This is a genomic window from Pontibacter fetidus (assembly GCF_010119545.1).
Classification (GTDB): domain Bacteria; phylum Bacteroidota; class Bacteroidia; order Cytophagales; family Hymenobacteraceae; genus Pontibacter; species Pontibacter fetidus.
On the sequence record NZ_JAAEAA010000049.1, the window covers coordinates 1 to 524 of the forward strand.

The window sequence follows — 524 nt, forward strand, 5'->3', positions numbered from 1 at the left end:
TGCTCAAGCGCCGTCAGCACTTTATCCTGCGTTGGAATAAAACGTATGCGCTGGCAGACGAGCAGGGGCGTAAGCTTCCCTGCTGGCAACTGGTACGGGGCAAGCGCAGCCTTTCCAAACGCCTTCTCAAGGATACACCCCGCAGGCAGCAGCGCCACATGGGCCTTTACTACCAGACAGTCTTTCACCCCCGCTGGCCGAAAAGAAAGCTCTCGCTCATCATCCTCAGGCCAGGAAAAGGGCACGCGCCCCTGTACCTTATCACCAACCTGCCTGTCCAAAATGTCAACAAAGCCTGGCGCGTGGTTTTTTGCTATGCCAGAAGATGGCAGGTGGAAGCGGCCTTCCGCTACTCCAAGTCCGAGCTGGCTCTGGAAAGCCCCCGGCTCTGGTTCTGGGAAAACCGCCTCAAGCTGATGCTGATCCTCTCGGTGGTGTATGCCTTCCTGTTGAGCCTCTTGCAGGCAGAAGAACTCAACCAGCTGCTCCGGCAGGGATGCCATAGAACAGGAAAGCGGTACCAG

Annotated in this window: 1 pseudogene; it reads left to right on the plus strand. The window is 57.4% G+C overall.

The annotated features are described in order from the left end of the window. Positions 1 to 524 (plus strand): annotated as a pseudogene (locus GWO68_RS17705) (transposase); the annotation flags it as partial.